This window comes from Nocardia jinanensis (assembly GCF_014645735.1).
In the GTDB taxonomy this organism is placed as follows: Bacteria; Actinomycetota; Actinomycetes; order Mycobacteriales; family Mycobacteriaceae; genus Nocardia; species Nocardia jinanensis.
Window position 1 is genome coordinate 113,999 of record NZ_BMMH01000009.1, and the last position, 17,289, is coordinate 131,287.

Here is a 17,289-nt window from a genome sequence, read left to right on the forward strand (position 1 = left end):
GTCGCCGATCGAAGAAGGAACCATGGCTACCGAAGGTTACGTGCGCCGTCCCCGCATCGCCCCGCCCCGGGCTCCCGGCGGCGAGGTAGCGCTGACCGCGCCCCCGGAGGTTCCGCGTGCCATTCCGGCACCGCTGATGATGAAGATCATGCCGGTGGTCATGGTGATCGCCGTGATCGGCATGATCGCCATGATGGCGATGATGGGCCGCAACCTGCTCGCCAATCCGTTGATGATGATGTTCCCGATGATGATGATCATGTCGATGGTGGGCATGATGGCCGGGTTTCGTGGGGGCGGCGGTAAGCGCGCGGTCGAGTTGAACGAGGAACGCAAGGACTACTTCCGCTACCTCGACCAGGTCCGCCGGGATGTGCGTCGCACCGGCGGCAAGCAGCTCGAATCGCTGGGCTGGAGCCATCCCGAACCCGCCGATCTGCTATCGCTGGTGGGTACCCGCCGGATGTGGGAACGCCGGCCCAACGACCCCGATTTCGGCCATGTCCGGGTCGGCGTGGGCAGCCACCGTCTCGCCACCAAACTGGCCCGGCCGGAAACCGGCCCGCTCGAGGATCTGGAACCGGTGTCCACCGTCGCGCTGCGTCGTTTCGTGCGCACGCATTCGGTGGTGCACCAATTGCCGACCGCGGTCTCGCTGCGGGCCTTTCCCGCCATCAATATCGGCGGTGACCCGGACGAATCGCATACGCTCGTGCGCTCGATGCTCATGGAGCTGGCGACCTTCCACGGCCCGGACCATCTGGCCGTCGCCGTGGTCTGCAGCGATCCCGACGCGCCGATCTGGTCGTGGGCGAAATGGCTGCCCCATCTGCAGCATCCCACCCAGCGCGACGGTATGGGTTCGGTCCGGATGATGTACCAGTCGCTCGGCGAGCTGGAGACAGCGCTCTCCTCGGAGCTGATCGAACGCGGCCGTTTCATGCGTAATCCGCAACCGACGCAGGGCCGACTGCACCTGATCGTCGTCATCGACGACGGTTATGTCAACGGTAACGAACGGCTGGTCGCGGAATCGGGCCTGGACTCGGTAACCGTCTTGGACCTCACCGCCCCCGAGGCCGGTCTGGCGGTCCGGCGCGGTCTGCAGTTGGTCTGCGCGAACCAGGAGGTCTCAGCCAAGAGCGCGGCCGGTGTCGAGCGCTTCGCCGCGGCCGACGAGGTGAGTATCGCCGAGGCCGCGGCGTTCTCCCGGGCACTGGCCCGGTACCGGCTCGCGACCGCGGCGCAGATCGTCAGCCTCGGTGAGGGCACCACGACCGACCCCGGACTGATGGCGCTGCTGAAGATCTCCGATGCCGCCCAGATCGACGCGGCCCGGGTCTGGCGCCCGCGTACCGCCCGCGAGCGGTTGCGGGTGCCGATCGGCGTCACCCCCGACGGCACTCCGGTCGAGATCGATATCAAGGAGTCCGCGGAGAACGGTATGGGCCCGCACGGTCTGTGCATCGGCGCGACCGGCTCGGGCAAGTCGGAATTCCTGCGCACCCTGGTGCTTTCGCTGGTCACCACACATTCTCCCGATGCGCTGAACCTGGTCCTCGTCGACTTCAAGGGCGGTGCGACGTTCCTGGGCCTGGATCCGCTTCCCCATGTCGCGGCGGTGATCACCAACCTGGAAGAGGAACTGTCCCTGGTCGACCGGATGAAGGACGCGCTGGCCGGTGAGATGAACCGCCGTCAGGAGTTGCTGCGGTCCTCCGGCAACTACGCCAATGTCACCGATTACGAGAAGGCTCGCGCGGCCGGAGTCCCGCTGGACCCGCTGCCCGCTCTGTTCGTCGTGGTGGACGAGTTCTCCGAACTGCTCTCGCAGAAACCGGACTTCGCGGAACTGTTCGTGATGATCGGCCGGCTCGGCCGCTCCCTGCACGTCCACCTGCTGCTGGCCTCGCAGCGTCTCGAGGAGAACAAACTGCGCGGGCTGGAATCGCATCTGTCCTATCGGATCGGTCTGCGTACTTTCTCGGCCAATGAATCCCGCGCGGTTCTGGGCATCACCGATGCCTACCATCTGCCGAGCGTGCCCGGCTCCGGTTATCTGAAGAGCGACGCCTCCGACCCATTGCGGTTCAACGCCAGTTACGTCTCGGGTTCGTACGAAGCACCCCAGGGCACGGTGACCGGCGAGGACGGTAGTCCGGTGGCCCGGCAGCGTCCGGCCGTGTTCACCGCGGCACCGGTCGATGCGCCCGAAACCGTGGCGCCCGTGGACGAAGGGCCGGCCGCGGCGGTGAATCCGCTGCTCGAACTGCCACCCCCGCCCTCGGAGGTGGGCGCGGGTGCGCTGGAGAGCGAGGGTGTGCCGGACTCGCTGCTCGATGTCGTGGTCAAACGACTCACCGGCCACGGCCGCCCTGCCCACGAGGTGTGGCTGCCGCCGCTGGACGAGTCGCCCACGGTGGATATGCTGCTGCCCGAACCGGATTGGCGGTCGCCGGTCAACCGGCACGGCCAGCTGTGGATGCCGATCGGTGTCATCGACAAGCCCTACGAACAGCGTCGTGATGTGCTCACCATCAATCTGGCCGGCGCGCAGGGCAATGTCGCGGTCGTCGGCGGGCCGCAATCGGGTAAATCGACCGCGCTGCGCGCCATCGTCATGGCCGCCGCCGCCACGCACACCCCCGAACAGGTGCAGATCTACTGCCTGGATTTCGGCGGCGGCAGTATGGCCGGCCTGGTGGGGCTTCCGCACGTCGGCTCGGTGGCCGGTCGCCTCGACGGTGACCGGGTACGCCGGACCATCGCCGAACTGACCTCGCTCATGCGGCGGCGTGAAGAGCGGTTCGCCGAGCAGGGCATCGAGTCCATGGCCGAATACCGCCGCCGCAAATTCGCCGCCCTGCAGCAGGGCATCGCCGATCCGTTCCCCGAGGACGCGTTCGGCGATGTGTTCCTGGTGATCGACGGCTGGATGGCCGTCCGGGAAGAGTTCGAGGTACTCGAACCGCAGATCCACGCCATTGCCGGACAGGGTCTCTCGTTCGGTATCCATCTGCTGATCGGCGCCTCCCGCTGGGCCGAGATCCGGCCGGTGGTCAAGGACCAGATCGGCACCCGGATCGAACTGCGCCTCGGCGACCCCTCCGATTCGGAGATGGGCCGCCGGGTCGCCCATCAGGTCCCGGTGGGGCGGCCCGGTCGCGGCCTCACCGCCGACCACCTGCATATGCTCATCGCGCTGCCCCGACTCGATTCCGACTCCGATACCTCGAACCTCGCCGAAGGCGTCACCCGGTCCCGCACCGAACTGGCACAGCTGTATCCGAACCGCCGCGCGCCCCAGGTCCGGATGCTGCCGTTGAAGTTCGAGCGTGCCGAACTGCTCGAACAGGCGCGGGCCCAGGGTGTCGAACCCAGCGCCACCAAGGTCGTGGTGGGCCTGGGCGAATCCGAACTGCAGCCGCTGGTCATGGATTTCACCACCGAACCGCATTTCATGGCGTTCGCCGATGTCGAATGCGGGAAGACCACCCTGTTGCGCAATATCGTCATGGGGATCACCGAGAATTCCACCGCCGAGACGGCACGGGTGATCATGATCGATTACCGCCGCACCATGTTGGGCGTCATCGAGGGCGATCAGCTGGCCGGATACTCCACCTCGTCGCAGACCTGCGCACCGATGATCAAGGAGGTCGCGACCTACCTGGCCAAACGAATCCCCGGCTCCGATATCACCCCGCAGCAGTTGCGGGAGCGCAGCTGGTGGAGCGGACCGGAGATCTACATCGTGGTCGACGATTACGATATGGTCGCCGCTGGGAGCGCCAACCCGTTCCAGCCATTGATCGAATTCCTGCCGCAGGCCCGCGATATCGGTATGCACCTGGTCGTCGCCCGCCGGATCGGCGGAGTGTCGCGGGCCCTGTACGACCCGATCCTGGGCACGATGAAGAACATGTCCGTGGAAACGCTGATCATGAGCGGGTCCAAGGACGAGGGCAAACTGATCGGCGATGTACGTCCTACGAAGTTGCCTCCGGGCCGTGGCACCCTGGTCTCGCGTAGCCGCGGGATCGAGATGGTGCATATCGCCCATCTCGATCCACTGTAAAAGCGGGGTGTTCTCCGCTACCGGTCAGCCGGATACCGGCAGGACGATCGGATCGCGCGCGAGAGGGGTCATCGGGAAACCGGCCCGGGTGCCGAGCGCGCCGCCCTCGAGCAGCCAGTCGTCGACATGCCGTTCGAACAGCGCGCACGAAGGGCTCGGATCCCGTGGGTCGGCCACCCGGGCCAGCCGGAACCCGGCGCGCCGGTAGTAGGCGTGCAGCTCGGCGTTGGCGGTCCACGCGTCCAGTCGTACCCAGTGCCGGCCGTGGGCCCGGGCGAGGGCGGCGGCGTGCGCGAGCAGTCGTCGCCCGATGCCGTGACCCGCGAAGCGTAGGTCCACGATCAGATAGTGCACGATCAGCGCGTCTGCAAGTTCCGCGTGCGTCCACAATTCCCGGTCGGCGCGGTCGTTGATGGTGATTGTCGCGGCCGGTTCGCCGTTCACCTCGGCAATCCAGGTTTCCCACGCGGCCACTGCCCGGCTCACGGCGCCCGCGAAATAATCGATCGACAACCCGGACGCCTCGGTCGACCACTGGTCCGAACCGCGGGCGGCGAGCCAGGAGGCGCGTTGCAGCCGCAGGCGGCGGATCAGATCCAGATCATCGAGGGCGGCCGGCCGAATCTGCACGGTCATGAGCTAGAACCATATCTCGGACCGATCGGTCTGATCCAGCACGCCACGGATCACCGCGCTTCCGGTGGAATCGCCGAGTTCGTAGGCCAGTCGGTTGCTCGCCGCGATCAAACGATGGCGCGTCACCCGGGTGATGCGCTCGTGGTTGGCGCCGATCCGCAGATGATCCAGCAGCACCGTGCCGATGGCGACACCGAGTACCGCGGCCTCCTCCGCACTCGCCGGACGCGCGACCAGCGAATCCCGGTGCGCGGTCTCGCCCTGTCCGCGATCGGCGAGCCGGCGCGTCGTGCCCTCGGCGATATCGTGTGGTGAATCGATCCCGGTGGCCTCGGCCAGATCTCGCGGATAGAAGCTCACCTCCCACGACCACGGCTCGTTGTCCAGGAACTGCACGACGGTCCGGGCCAGTACCCAGGAGTCCACCGGAATGCCCAGCCACTGCGCGACACGCTCGTCCGCGGGCTCCATCCGGGCGCTGAATTCCTTGGTCGGTACCCGGCCCGCGGCGCGCGCGATCTCCTCGAAGATATCGTGACCGGCCCGCGGCCGATCGGGGCGGATATGGTCGGTGACGACCGATTCCAGCACTTTCCGGCTCCGCACGATGGTGCCCCGGGAGGTAGCCGTATAGACAAGATTCTCGGCGACCAGCACCTGGATCGCGTTACGCGCGGTGGTGAGCGATACTCGCATCTGCTCGGCCAATTCGGTATGACTGGGCAGGCGATCCCCCGGTTGCCACTTGCCTGCTCGTATCTCCTCGCGGAGGTGGTCCGCGATCCGCCGATACGTCGGACCGTCCGCCATCGTGCTCCTCGGGTGGTCTCCAGGTAACGAAGTGTACGCTTTTCGTGATCGGGGGGGCCTGTATCGCTTGACAGTAGCCTTCGGCGGTTTATTGTAATCAACGTACTGACCCGGTGTTGTGCGGCGATCGAACGGCGAGGCAACCGTGACAGGTTCGGATACAACAGTCGTAATGGCTCTTCCCGGCGCCCAGCGCGGCGCTGATCCTTTGGCGCAGAACGGGTCTCCCGGTCCGCTGCCGAATTCGGACTTACTGGTGCGCGCCGCGCGCGGACACCGGGTCGTCGGGGGTCAGCTGCTCTGGTACGCCCGCGATCTGGCCGTACTCCACGAGCGCAGACTGGTGGGCCGCGGCGGGTCCATCGTCACCGATCCCGACCGTCTGGTCGAGATCGACCGGCGCCGTATGGAACTGGTGCTGGCCATCGACGATTGGGTAGGGCGCAATGTTCCGCAGCACCGGCTCGGTGTCACCCTGCACACCGAGACCGTCGGCGCGATCATCGATCGGCTCGCCGAATCCGCGGTCCGTGCGCATCACGCGTTGATGACCCTGGACGCGGACGACGAATTGCTGCACAGCGCCTGGCATCACCTGGCCGAGCTGGCCGATGCCTACGACGCGCTGGTGGGCGATGTACTGGCCGGAAGGCGCCGCCTGCCGGAGTGGTGACACCCCGGGGCCGGTCGCCGCCACGGCCGGCCCCGGGGTCCGCTATCCGGAGTCCGGGGCGAGCGCGGGATTCACCCGCCCTGATGCGGCTGGTAACTCTGCGTGAAATCGTCGGCCACTGTTGCCGCCAGTTCCACGTAGGCGCGCTTGGTCTCCTTCTTCAGCCGCGGTAGATCGATCTCGGCGCCCTCGGAGATGTGCGGGTCGAACGGGATCATGTGCACGGCCCGGCAGCGCGACAGGAAGTACTGGCGCAACTGCTGTACATCGATATTCGGGGTGTCGTCGCGTGGTGAGTTGATCACCACCACGGCGTTCTGCACCAGATGGTGGTAGCCGTGCAGCGAGAGCCAGTCCAGAGTGGCCGAGGCGCTGCGCGCGCCGTCGATCGCGGTGGGGGAGATGAGCACCAGCGAATGGGCCAGTTGCAGCACACCGCCCATCGCCGAATGCATCAGGCCGGTGCCGCAGTCGGTGAGGATGATGTTGTAGAACCGCTGCAGGATGCGGGCCACCGCGCGGTACTCGTCCTCGTTGAACGCTTCGGAGGCGGCCGGATCCCGCTCACTGGCCAGCACTTCCAAGCGGCTGGTCGCCTGCGAGGTGTGCCGTCGCACATCCGAATAGCGTTCGATCGCCGGATCGAGCAGCAGATCCCGGACCGTCGACCGCGTCTGCAGCGGGACCCGCTGTGACAGCGTGCCGAAATCGGGGTTCGCGTCGACCGCGATCACCCGGTCGCCGCGCACCGAGGCGAAGGTCGAACCGAGGCCCACGGTGGTGGTGGTCTTACCGACACCGCCCTTGAGCGAGAGCACCGCGATGCGGTAGTCCCCGCGCACCGGTTGCCGGATCCGGGCGACCAACTCCTGCAACCGCCGCTCCTCGGCCGACATGCCAGGATTGATCCGGCCGCCCGAGGCGTGGTGGACCACTTTGCGCCAGCCCTGGCCGGCGGCCTTCTTAGCCCGGCGCACCGAGACGTCGTCGATGGAGGGCGCACCGGGTCCCGGTGCGCCGAACTGCGCCGGGTTCTGCTGCCACTGCTGCGGCGGCGGTCCGCCCTGCTGCTGCCAGGTCGGGGCGCCGCCGTGCTGTTGCGGTGGTGGCTGCTGCTGTTGCCACTGTGGGGCGCCGGGGTGGTACTGGGCCGGAGCAGGGCCGGGGGCCTGTTGCGGAGGTCCCGGGTTCTGCTGCCACTGCTGCTGCGGACCGAGGGGTGGTGGACCCGGCGGCGGTGGGAGGGGTTGCCGTGGACGGCTCTGCTCGGGGGTGTGCCACTGGGCCCCCTCGGCGGAGGAAGCGGCTTCCGGGGGCCGCCACTGCTGCGGATTTCCCTGGTTCGGCGGCGGGGTGAGGCGATCGGATCGCACCGGATCGTTGATACCGCCGGTCCGGCTGTGATGCGGCGGGGGAGCGCTCTCCGGCGCACGCAAAGTTTCGGCCGGGGCGGTACGAGGGACCGGCGGGGCGGTGTTCTCCGGCGCCGCGAAGGGGTCTGTCCTGAACGGTTCCGGCGACGGCGCAGGGGCCGGTGCTGTGAACGAGTCGGGGGCCCGGTCGGGATCCGCGGGATCGGGGAAGGAAGGCGCCGCCGACTCCGGGGAGACCGGCGAAACGGTCCGTTGCGGCTGCGCGGGCGCCGGGTCGGCAGTCCAGGCGTCGGACTGTGGCCGCGGCGGGGCCGGCGGCAGGTCGGGCAGGCGGCGCAGCGGCTCCTGTGGCGCCGAGGCCGGATCGGAACCCGAGGTGTCGGTGGCCGGTGGGTCCGGCAGGGGCGGGGGCGGGAGAAACGGCGGCTGGGCGGTGGATGGGCCGGCCGTGCCGTCGCTCCATTCGTCCGCGGCGTTCGCCGGAGATTCGGGAGCGGGGTGCGGTGGGATCGGATGGTGCGGGCGCAGGCGGTCGAACTCCGGCGCGGGCTCGCCGGGATGGCGGACCGGCAATTCCGGTGGCTCGGAGGCCGGGGCCCGGAACGAGTTCGGGACGGCGGCCGCGGGAGCCGCGGTGCTGTCCGGGCCCGGATCGGGCGCGGACGGCGTCTGCGGCGGGGCCGGGACCTCGGTCCGATCGGTGGGCGGGTACTGCGGGCCCTGGCCGCCCTGCTGGTAGGGGTCCTCGGCGCCGGTGTGGCGCGGTGCCTCGGTGTCCTCGGGGCGATCGGTCTGCGGCGTGGCCCACTCGTGGCGTCCGGTCGCCTCGGCCCAGTTGTTGCGCTGCGCGGGCCGGGGGCCGTTGTTGTTCGGAAGGAGTTCCCCGACCCGTTCCTCGAGTGACGGCTGATCCTTCTTGTTCCGGAACCAGCCCTTGCCCTTCTTCTTGTCACCGTCGGCGCCGGAGCGATCGTCGCCGCGACCGCGGCGGGAGAAGAAGCCCTCCGGCGGTTCGGGTGTCTCGGGAATGAGTTCGTCCTGGGGCAGATTCTGGACCGGCGGCGGCTCGTAGTTACGGAAATTCCCCTCGCCGACCCCGGTGACCTCGGTATCGGCCAGCCATGGCGGCAGCATGGGGAGGCCGTCGTTGCTGCGGCTCACCGGTCCCCTCCTGATGGTCGACCTCGGACAGCGGCCAGTTTACGCGACAAGTACCGTTGCACTCAGTGCCGGGGAGTGGCAGCACCTCGGTGCCCGGGAGTCACGCGCGGACCGCGCGGCGCATCGCGGAGAGTACCCCTTTTTGCCCGATCACATACCTACCGGTAAGCTGGCCAGGCGGTGTATCAAAACGCCGCCTGTTCGTGTGCGATCGGTTGTCGTGTTCGCCGCCTGCGCACGGTGTGCCGCAACTGCGTCGCATCGCTGTGTTGCGGCCGGTCCCGCGGGCAGTACCAGGCAATCAGACCAGGTTGAGTGTAACCGGGATCGCGGAGGATATGGCGAAGAAAGACGGGGCCATCGAGGTCGAGGGGCGGGTAGTCGAGCCGTTGCCGAATGCGATGTTCCGGATCGAACTCGAGAACGGGCACAAGGTCCTCGCGCATATCAGCGGCAAGATGCGCCAGCACTACATCCGCATCCTGCCGGAGGACCGGGTCGTCGTCGAGTTGTCACCGTACGACCTGTCCCGCGGTCGGATCGTCTACCGCTACAAGTGAACGAGTGGGCTCCGGCTCGCTCACCCGAGATTTCCCCGGTCGTCCCCGACCGGGGTCAACTGTGTCCACACCTCAGGTGTGGGCCGCTACGAAAGATTGGACGGACGTGAAGGTTCAGCCGAGCGTCAAGAAGATCTGCGAGAAGTGCAAGGTGATCCGGCGTAACGGCCGGGTCATGGTGATCTGCGACAACCTGCGGCACAAGCAGCGGCAGGGCTGACACCGGCGCCGAGCACCGAACGCGGTTCGGACTGGCACACAGAAGAACTCCCAGCGCCAGCCGCACACTGAGGATTTTCCGGGGCGACCCGGAAGGTGTGCGTGCCTACCCCCGGAACGGAGGCCGGGGCCCCACAAGACGAGGGGACGGACAGGGAGCAGACCTCCGCAACAGTTAAGGAAACTGCCAGATGGCACGTCTCATGGGCGTCGACCTCCCGCGCGAGAAGCGCATGGAGATCGCACTGACCTACATCTACGGCGTCGGTCGTACCCGCTCCAAGGAGATCCTGGCCGCTACGGGCGTCAGCCCGGATCTGCGCTCGAAGGATCTCACCGACGAGCAGGTCACGCAGCTGCGTGACTACATCGAGCGCTCGTCGCTCAAGGTCGAAGGTGACCTGCGTCGTGAGGTCCAGGCCGATATCCGTCGCAAGATCGAGATCGGCTGCTACCAGGGCCTGCGTCACCGTCGTGGCCTCCCTGTGCACGGCCAGCGCACCAAGACCAACGCGCGCACCCGCAAGGGCCCGAAGCGCACCGTCGCCGGCAAGAAGAAGTAGGGGATAAGCGATGCCTCCGAAGTCACGGGCCTCCGGCCCGAAGAAGAGCCAGAAGTCGCGCCGCAGGGAAAAGAAGAACGTCCCGCACGGCCACGCGCATATCAAGAGCACGTTCAACAACACGATCGTGTCCATCACCGACCCCTCCGGCAACGTCATCTCCTGGGCGTCGTCGGGCCATGTCGGGTTCAAGGGTTCGCGCAAGTCGACCCCGTTCGCCGCGCAGCTGGCCGCCGAGAACGCGGCCCGCAAGGCGCAGGAGAACGGTGTGAAGAAGGTCGACGTCTTCGTCAAGGGCCCCGGTTCGGGCCGCGAGACCGCGATCCGTTCGCTGCAGGCCGCCGGCCTGGAAGTGGGCACCATCTCCGATGTCACTCCGCAGCCACACAACGGCTGCCGTCCGCCCAAGCGGCGTCGCGTCTAAGCGGGAAGGAAGGTAGAGCACAATGGCCCGTTACACCGGACCCATCACCCGCAAATCGCGTCGCCTGCGCGTCGACCTGGTAGGCGGTGACCAGGCTTTCGAGCGTCGCCCCTACCCGCCCGGCCAGCATGGCCGCGCGCGCATCAAGGAGAGCGAGTACCTGCTCCAGCTGCAGGAGAAGCAGAAGGCCCGCTTCTCCTACGGCGTCATGGAGCGGCAGTTCCGCCGGTACTACGAAGAGGCCAACCGCCTCAAGGGCAAGACCGGCGACAACCTGCTCCGCCTGCTGGAGACCCGCCTGGACAACGTCGTGTACCGCGCCGGACTGGCCCGGACCCGTCGTCAGGCCCGCCAGCTGGTCAGCCACGGCCACTTCCTGGTGAACAACAAGAAGGTCAACGTGCCTTCTTTCCAGGTCACCCAGTACGACATCATCGATGTCAAGGAGAAGTCGCTGGCGACCCTGCCGTTCCAGGTGGCGCGGGAGACCGTCGGTGACCGTCCGGTCCCCGGCTGGCTCCAGGTCATCCCGGGCCGGCTGCGCATCCTGGTGCACTCGCAGCCGGAACGCGCGCAGATCGATGTACCGCTGCAGGAACAGCTGATCGTCGAGTACTACTCGAAGTAATTTCGAGTCCTACTCGGCGTAACGGCTGCGCCGCTGGTGCGGGTCGTCGAGGTGACGGCCCGCACAACCCCTAGACGAGGCGTCAAATAGCGGGCGCCCAAAACAGGAGGATTGATCCCATGCTGATTTCCCAGCGTCCGACCCTCACCGAAGAGGTCATCGCCGACAACCGGTCGAAGTTCACCATCGAACCGCTCGAGCCGGGTTTCGGTTACACCCTCGGTAACTCGCTGCGGCGCACCCTGCTGTCCTCGATCCCGGGGGCCGCGGTGACCAGCATCCGCATCGACGGTGTTCTGCACGAGTTCACCACCGTGCCCGGGGTGAAGGAGGATGTCACCGACATCATCCTGAACCTCAAGGGCCTGGTCGTGTCCTCGGAGGAGGACGAGCCGGTCACCATGTACCTGCGCAAGCAGGGTCCGGGGGCCGTCACCGCCGATGACATCGTGCCGCCGTCGGGTGTGGTCGTGCACAACCCGGATATGCATATCGCCACCCTGAACGACAAGGGCAAGCTCGAGATCGAGCTGGTCGTCGAACGCGGTCGCGGTTATGTCCCGGCAGTGCAGAACAAGGCGACCGGTGCGGAAATCGGCCGGATCCCGGTGGATTCGATCTACTCGCCGGTGCTCAAGGTGACCTACAAGGTCGAGGCGACCCGTGTCGAACAGCGCACCGACTTCGACCGGCTCATCCTGGATGTGGAGACCAAGAACTCCATCAGTGCGCGGGACGCGCTCGCCTCGGCGGGCAAGACCCTGGTCGAGCTGTTCGGCCTGGCCCGTGAGCTGAACATCGAAGCCGAAGGCATCGAGATCGGCCCCTCCCCGGCCGAGGCGGATCACATCGCCTCCTTCGGGCTGCCGATCGAGGATCTGGACCTGACGGTCCGCTCCTACAACTGCCTGAAGCGCGAGGGTGTGCACACCGTCGGCGAGCTGGTGGCGCGTACCGAATCGGATCTGCTGGATATCCGTAACTTCGGCCAGAAGTCCATCGACGAGGTCAAGGTCAAGCTGCACGCGCTGGGCCTCTCGCTCAAGGACAGCCCCGCCTCGTTCGATCCGTCCAGCGTGGTCGGCTACGACGCGAGCACCGGAACCTGGTCCGACAGCGGCACTTTCAGCGATAACGACGGCGGCGAGCAGGACTACGCCGAAACCGAACAGCTCTAGGCCGTCGGGGTAGGCACCCCGGAGCGGCCTCAATCAAGGAGAACCCACAATGCCCAAGCCCAAGAAGGGTGCTCGCTTCGGCGGGTCGGCGTCGCACCAGAAGGCGATCTACGCCAATCTGGCCACGGCGCTCTTCGAGCATGGTCGGATCACGACCACCGAGGCCAAGGCCAAGGCGCTGCGCCCCTACGCCGAGAAGCTGGTCACCAAGGCCAAGGCCGGTACGCTGGCCGACCGCCGCGAGGTACTCAAGGTGATCCGGAACAAAGACGTCGTGCACGGTCTCTTCGCCGAGATCGGTCCGTCGTTCGAGGGCCGCAGTGGCGGCTACACCCGGATCATCAAGACCCTGCCCCGCAAGGGTGACAACGCGCCCATGGCGATCATCGAGCTGGTCCGGGAACAGACCGTGACCAACGAGGCCGATCGCGCCCGCCGGGTCGCCGCGTCCAAGCAGGCCGAGGAGAAGGCCCCCGAGGCCGAGACCGAAGCCGAGGCCCCTGAGGCCGAGACCGAAGCGGCGGCCACCGAGGCTCCGGCCGAGGAAGCCGCGGCCGACGAGAAGACCGACGACAAGGCGTGACCCGCCTGCCGTGGACACGGTGATCCGTGTCCACGGTTCGTCGATGAGCCCGCCGCCCCGTCCGGGGCGTGCGGGCTCATCCCATTTCCGGAGGAATGTCTGGTGAGCGAACACGAACGCCGCGCGGAGAACGGCGCCGCCGAAACGACCGGGTCGGCCACGCGGCCGGATCCGGACCGTGCCCCGTCGCGGTTCCGGCTGGACATCTCCTATGACGGCACCGAATTCCAGGGCTGGGCGCGGCAGCCCGGGTTCCGCACCGTGCAGGGTGTGCTGGAGGAGTCGCTGGGAAAAGTACTGCGCGAGCCGGTGCAGTTGACGGTCGCCGGCCGCACCGACGCCGGAGTGCACGCCGAAGGGCAGGTCGCGCATTTCGACACCGCGGCCGAGGTCGACGCGGGCAAACTGGTCCACCGGATGGCCAAATTCCTGCCCAAGGATGTGCGGATCACCGGAATCAGGACGGCTCCCGCCGAATTCGACGCCCGCTTCTCGGCGGTGCGCCGTCACTACGTCTACCGGCTCACGACCGCGCCCTACGGCGCCGATCCGCTGACCGCGCGCAGCGTGGTGGCCTGCCGCCCCGTCGATCTCGAAGCCATGCGGACCGCCTCGCACGCCCTGCTGGGTCTGCACGATTTCGCGGCCTTCTGCCGCCGCCGCGAAGGCGCGACGACGGTCCGCGAACTACAACGCTACGACTGGGTGCGGGAGGGAGACCGGCTGAACGCCTACGTGAGCGCCGACGCCTTCTGCTGGTCGATGGTGCGCAGCCTGGTGGGCGCGGTGCTCGCGGTGGGCGAGGGCCGGCGGACACCGGAATGGGTCGCGGGGCTGCTCGCGGAAAGGAGCCGGTCGAGTTCGGTAACGGTGGCGCCGGCGCACGGGCTGAGCCTGGTCGCGGTCGACTATCCGGCGGACTCGGAGTTGGCCGCACGTAACGCGCAGACCCGGGAGGTACGCGCTGTGTTTGATTTGCCCCGCCTGCGGCGGGGCGGGGCGGGGCCCTATTAACCCCGGTTCTTCACTCCTTCGCTCAGTCGCTGCGCTCCTTCGCTACGTCGCTCCAGAACCGGGGCGGGCCCCGCCTACTGAGGTGGACTATCCGGAGTGGGCGGAAGGTTCGTGTAGGCGTGCACTCCGACCAGCCTGGATGGGCTCACGACTGTGTAGCCGAACACCATGGACGGCCGACCGGACGTGCTCGGTCGCCGCGCTCCTTCGCTCTGTTGTTCCAGAACCGGGGCGGGCCCCGACCATCGACGCGGACCACCTGTAACAGACGGCAGCTGAGCTTTTCCCCGACAATGGGTTTCGATGGCGCTGTCGACGGGTGCGCGCACGGGCCGCCCGTTCACGCCGTCGGCCGGTCGGCCGTACGGGGCCGGATCGCGGGGATATGGTCGGGGCTGGAATAGGTCCCCTCGACGACAAGGTTGCGGTAGTTATGACGATCGATCTCGGACGATACGGCGTATGGCGCTACTACAAGCTGTTCACCCCGGAAGCGGCGGCGGAACTCGAGCGTCTGGGCTACGGCGCGCTGTGGCTCGGTGGCTCGCCGACCCCCGACCTCCCGGTCGTGGAGGACCTGCTGGCGGCCACCGATACCCTGAAGGTGGGTACCAGCATCGTCAACATCTGGACCGCACCCGCCGAAGCGGTCGCCGAATCCTTCCACCGGATCGAGCAGCGGTTCCCGGGCCGCTTCGTACTCGGTATCGGCTGCGGCCATCCCGAGGCCGATAAGCCCTACCGTTCCCCCTACGAAGCGCTGGTCGAGTACCTCGACGCACTGGACGCCGCCGGGGTCCCGGTATCGGGCCGGATGCTCGCGGCCCTCGGGCCCAAGGTCCTGAAGCTGGCGGCGGACCGTACCGCGGGTGCCCTGCCGTATCTCACCACACCGGAACACACCGCTCAGGCCCGTAAGGCCGTCGGTGACGCACTGCTGGTTCCCGAACAGAAGTTGGTCGTGGACACCGATCCCGAGAGGGCCCGCGCCACCGGCCGCGGGGTAGTGAAGATGTACCTCGGCCTGCGCAACTACACCACCAACCTCCGGCGCCTCGGCTACACCGACGAGGACATCGCGGAACCGGGCAGTGATCGCCTGCTCGACGCGCTCGCCGTGCACGGATCCGCCGAACAGGTCGCCGAACAGGTCCGCGGCCATATCGAGGCGGGCGCCGACCACTTGGCCCTCCAGCCCCTGAACGAGGACTACCTGGCCACGCTGCGCGCCTTGGCACCGCTGCTCACCCAGCAGACCTGATCCGATGCGCGGGGCCGCTCGGTGTCCGGGCGGCCCACCGGGGAGAGGTCAGGAACGAACGAGCCGCGCGATCGCGTCGGTGGCTTCCTTGATCTTGGCCTCGGCATCCGGGCCACCGGCGACCGCGGCGTCGACCACGCAGTGACTGATATGGTCCTCGAGCAGGCCCATCGCGACGGCCTGCAACGCCTTGGTCATGGCGGAGACCTGGGTGAGGATATCGATGCAGTACTTCTCCTCCTCCACCATCCGCTGCAGGCCGCGCGCCTGGCCCTCGATCCGGCGCAGCCGTTTGAGATAGTCGTCCTTGGCGGTGATGTAGCCGTGGCCTGCGTGATCGTGGCCGGTAGTCGTCTCGCCGGCGGATCCCGCCGGGGTGGATTTGGATGTCACCGATTGTCTCCTCTGCGCCGGTCGAGAGGACCGTTCATACCCCCCTAGGGTACATGCCGCGGCGGGGCTTGTCAGGTACGGGCCCTCGCCTGTGCGCCCAGGGGCCGGACGCGGAACAATCGAGACCATGACTTCCCAGGATCGGCCCGCGCTGGCCGTCATCGGCGGTAGTGGATTCTACGATTTCTTCGACGGCGCGATCGACGCGGTCACGGTGAGAACCCCCTACGGAGACCCGAGCGCCCCGATCGCCGTGGGCGAGGTGGCGGGCCGCCGGGTCGCGTTCCTGCCGCGCCACGGAGCACGCCACGAATACTCCCCGCACACCGTGCCCTATCAGGCCAATATGTGGGCCTTGCGCTCACTCGGCGTACGCCGGATCTACGCACCCTGCGCGGTCGGCAGTCTCCGTCCCGACTGGGGACCGGGTGCGGTGGTCATCCCCGACCAACTCGTCGATCGCACGTCGGGCCGGCCGCAGACCTATTTCGACGGTAACGGTATCCACGTCTCCTTCGCCGACCCCTACTGTGCCGATCTGCGCGCCACCGCGGTGAAATCCGCCGACAGCGCCGTGCACGTCCACCCGCACGGCACCATGGCCGTCATCCAGGGTCCGCGCTTCTCCACCCGGGCCGAGAGCCGATGGTTCGCGGCCCAGGGCTGGGACCTGGTCAATATGACCGGTTATCCGGAAGCGGTCCTCGCCCGCGAACTGGAGATGTGTTACGCGGCGATCGCGCTGGTCACCGACCTGGACGCCGGTGTCACCGAAGGCGAAGGTGTCCGCGCCGCCGATGTGTTCGCCGAGTTCGAACGCAATATCGGGCCGTTCAAGGAACTCGTCCGCAGCGCGGTAGCCGCGGTCGCGGATACCGAGACCTGCGAGCACTGCCGGGTCCACGCCGGGGTCGCGCTGCCGTTCGAACTGCCCTGATCCGATCCCGCGGTCCGGCCCGGGCGCGGGTTAGTCTCGTCCGGTGGATACGCCCCTGCGACTCGAGGTGATCATCGCCAGCGTCCGGCCCGAACGCTTCGCGCCGGTGGTCGCCGACTGGTTCGTCCGCACCGCGCGCACCCGGCCCGAATTCGATACCGGCGTAATCGATCTGCTGGACACCCCGCTGCCGCTCGATCTCACCGGAACAGCCGCCACCGCGGGCTTCCGGGAAAGACTGGCAGCCGCGGACGCCTTCGCGGTGGTGACCTCGGAATACAACCACGGCTATCCGGCCTCGGTGAAAACCGCGTTCGACAGCGCGAAGCACGAATGGCGGGCCAAACCGATCGGTTTCGTCTCCTACGGCGGACTCTCGGGCGGATTACGCGCGGTGGAACAACTCCGCCAAGTGGTGGCCGAGATCCATATGGTCTCGGTGCGGGAATCGGTCAGCTTCCACCGGGCGCGTAAACAGTTCGACGCGGAAGGGAACACCGGGGACGGTGCCGCCATCGACGCCGCGGACCGGATGCTCACCCAACTCGCCTGGTGGGGTCGAACTTTGCACGACGCACGAGCCGCCGACCCCTACCCAGGATGAGCTGTGTTTATTTGCGGCGCCTTCGGCGCCGCGGGGCGGGGCCCTATTAACCCCGGTTCTTCACTCCTTCGCTCAGTCGCTGCGCTCCTTCGCTACGTCGCTCCAGAACCGGGGCGGGCCCCGCCTACGAATGTCGACTGATCGGAGACAGTTCAGGATTGTCGGGTCTGCCGGTCCGTGGAGACGGGTGCCGG

17 protein-coding genes are annotated in these 17,289 nt (G+C 67.6%); 13 read left to right on the top strand and 4 right to left on the bottom strand.

Features of this window, described 5'->3' with window-relative positions:
* Positions 1-22: 22 nt before the first annotated feature.
* Positions 23-4,078, top strand: coding sequence for a type VII secretion protein EccCa (gene eccCa / locus IEY68_RS21240; RefSeq protein WP_062999001.1), 4,056 nt, complete (start codon positions 23-25; stop codon positions 4,076-4,078).
* 24 nt (positions 4,079-4,102) lie between these two features.
* On the opposite strand, the gene IEY68_RS21245 is transcribed toward eccCa, so the two are convergent.
* Entirely contained in the window at positions 4,103-4,714 is a 612-nt protein-coding gene (locus IEY68_RS21245) for a GNAT family N-acetyltransferase (RefSeq protein ID WP_063916334.1), read from the bottom strand.
* A gap of 3 nt (positions 4,715-4,717) precedes the next feature.
* Positions 4,718-5,524: a GntR family transcriptional regulator gene (locus IEY68_RS21250; protein WP_062998994.1), complete on the bottom strand. Its 807-nt coding sequence runs from the start codon at positions 5,522-5,524 to the stop codon at positions 4,718-4,720.
* Positions 5,525-5,696: 172 nt separating this feature from the next.
* Here IEY68_RS21250 and IEY68_RS21255 point away from each other — a divergent pair, with 172 nt between their 5' ends.
* Positions 5,697-6,197 (top strand): DUF4254 domain-containing protein, encoded by a 501-nt coding sequence (locus IEY68_RS21255; RefSeq protein WP_062998992.1) that lies wholly within the window; start codon positions 5,697-5,699, stop codon positions 6,195-6,197.
* A gap of 71 nt (positions 6,198-6,268) precedes the next feature.
* Here the strand turns inward: IEY68_RS21255 and IEY68_RS37135 are convergent, their stop codons facing one another.
* Entirely contained in the window at positions 6,269-8,731 is a 2,463-nt protein-coding gene (locus IEY68_RS37135; protein ID WP_373292996.1) for a MinD/ParA family ATP-binding protein, read from the bottom strand.
* Positions 8,732-9,069: 338 nt separating this feature from the next.
* Between IEY68_RS37135 and infA the strand changes: the two genes are divergently transcribed.
* The 9 genes from infA to IEY68_RS21305 all read left to right on the top strand — a co-directional run bounded on the left by infA (position 9,070) and on the right by IEY68_RS21305 (position 15,161).
* Entirely contained in the window at positions 9,070-9,291 is a 222-nt protein-coding gene (gene infA, locus IEY68_RS21265) for a translation initiation factor IF-1 (RefSeq protein ID WP_003418601.1), read from the top strand.
* 106 nt (positions 9,292-9,397) lie between these two features.
* Positions 9,398-9,511 carry a 50S ribosomal protein L36 gene (gene rpmJ / locus IEY68_RS21270; RefSeq protein ID WP_025347279.1) on the top strand — a complete coding sequence of 38 codons (114 nt, stop codon included), beginning with the start codon at positions 9,398-9,400 and terminating at the stop codon, positions 9,509-9,511.
* Positions 9,512-9,701: 190 nt separating this feature from the next.
* Positions 9,702-10,073, top strand: a complete 372-nt coding sequence (gene rpsM / locus IEY68_RS21275; RefSeq protein ID WP_062998990.1) for a 30S ribosomal protein S13 — start codon at positions 9,702-9,704, stop codon at positions 10,071-10,073.
* Positions 10,074-10,083: 10 nt separating this feature from the next.
* Positions 10,084-10,497 carry a 30S ribosomal protein S11 gene (gene rpsK, locus IEY68_RS21280; RefSeq protein ID WP_030522613.1) on the top strand — a complete coding sequence of 138 codons (414 nt, stop codon included), beginning with the start codon at positions 10,084-10,086 and terminating at the stop codon, positions 10,495-10,497.
* A gap of 22 nt (positions 10,498-10,519) precedes the next feature.
* Positions 10,520-11,125, top strand: a complete 606-nt coding sequence (gene rpsD, locus IEY68_RS21285; RefSeq protein ID WP_062998987.1) for a 30S ribosomal protein S4 — start codon at positions 10,520-10,522, stop codon at positions 11,123-11,125.
* 119 nt (positions 11,126-11,244) lie between these two features.
* On the top strand, positions 11,245-12,303 hold the full coding sequence (locus tag IEY68_RS21290) for a DNA-directed RNA polymerase subunit alpha (RefSeq protein WP_062998985.1): 1,059 nt from the start codon (positions 11,245-11,247) through the stop codon (positions 12,301-12,303).
* Between the two features lie 49 nt (positions 12,304-12,352).
* Positions 12,353-12,886, top strand: coding sequence for a 50S ribosomal protein L17 (rplQ, locus tag IEY68_RS21295; RefSeq protein WP_062998983.1), 534 nt, complete (start codon positions 12,353-12,355; stop codon positions 12,884-12,886).
* A gap of 198 nt (positions 12,887-13,084) precedes the next feature.
* Positions 13,085-13,900, top strand: a complete 816-nt coding sequence (gene truA / locus IEY68_RS21300) for a tRNA pseudouridine(38-40) synthase TruA (RefSeq protein ID WP_229718916.1) — start codon at positions 13,085-13,087, stop codon at positions 13,898-13,900.
* A gap of 433 nt (positions 13,901-14,333) precedes the next feature.
* Complete coding sequence (locus tag IEY68_RS21305) at positions 14,334-15,161, top strand: LLM class F420-dependent oxidoreductase (protein ID WP_062998981.1); 828 nt, start codon at positions 14,334-14,336, stop codon at positions 15,159-15,161.
* Between the two features lie 48 nt (positions 15,162-15,209).
* Here the strand turns inward: IEY68_RS21305 and IEY68_RS21310 are convergent, their stop codons facing one another.
* Positions 15,210-15,554, bottom strand: coding sequence for a metal-sensitive transcriptional regulator (locus IEY68_RS21310; RefSeq protein WP_189094413.1), 345 nt, complete (start codon positions 15,552-15,554; stop codon positions 15,210-15,212).
* A gap of 127 nt (positions 15,555-15,681) precedes the next feature.
* Here IEY68_RS21310 and IEY68_RS21315 point away from each other — a divergent pair, with 127 nt between their 5' ends.
* Both IEY68_RS21315 and IEY68_RS21320 read left to right on the top strand, forming a co-directional pair.
* The gene (locus IEY68_RS21315; protein WP_062998979.1) at positions 15,682-16,491 is read left to right on the top strand and encodes an S-methyl-5'-thioadenosine phosphorylase; all 810 of its coding nucleotides are present in this window, start codon (positions 15,682-15,684) and stop codon (positions 16,489-16,491) included.
* Positions 16,492-16,534: 43 nt separating this feature from the next.
* Positions 16,535-17,095, top strand: coding sequence for an NADPH-dependent FMN reductase (locus IEY68_RS21320; RefSeq protein ID WP_062998977.1), 561 nt, complete (start codon positions 16,535-16,537; stop codon positions 17,093-17,095).
* Positions 17,096-17,289 lie beyond the last annotated feature (194 nt).